Here is a 524-nt window from a genome sequence, read left to right as displayed (position 1 = left end):
TCACAAGGTGTCCACCTATTTTGGTGGACACCTGCATGCATCAGAGCACTCAACAGCAAAAGGTGCGGGGAAATTCGCGCTTACGCTCCAAATGCGTCGGCAGCTACTGCGGCGACGTTTTAACCCCCGCATGCTACTATCCGCTTTGGATGCCCGGAGTGACATTGGCGATTGCCGGCCAAGCCGCTTCGACCAGCATGCCCTCTCGCCCGGCCTCGGCACTGCTTCGTGATACGCCTAATCCGCGCGGCTGCAACACGCCGCGGGCTGCGTAAGCAGATCAGCCTGAGCGGTACCGGGGTGCGGATCATCGACCCCAGGCCGGGCTGCCGTAGGCCTCGGATCAACCGGTATCGCATCCAAATCGTGCGATGGCATGGGAGGTGAATGACCGGACAGTTGTGTGCGTCAAGTTCTGCAAAAATGGCGTGGCAGTAGCTGTGACGTCGGCGTGTCCGCCGCGCAGCTCCCGTGTTTAGCGGAGCGGCGGACACATGACGGTGCTCAGGCGGCCAAGGCCCTCA

The 524-nt window shown here is 61.6% G+C and carries 1 protein-coding gene; it reads left to right on the top strand.

The features are described from left to right. Window positions 1-232, top strand: a 232-nt coding sequence (locus NKJ90_RS33445; protein ID WP_352487788.1) for a hypothetical protein, incomplete at its 5' end; no start/stop codon positions are given. Window positions 233-524 lie beyond the last annotated feature (292 nt).

The organism is Mesorhizobium sp. M0051, assembly GCF_040323235.1.
Lineage (GTDB): Bacteria > Pseudomonadota > Alphaproteobacteria > Rhizobiales > Rhizobiaceae > Mesorhizobium.
This window is presented reverse-complemented; position numbering and strand designations above follow the sequence as displayed.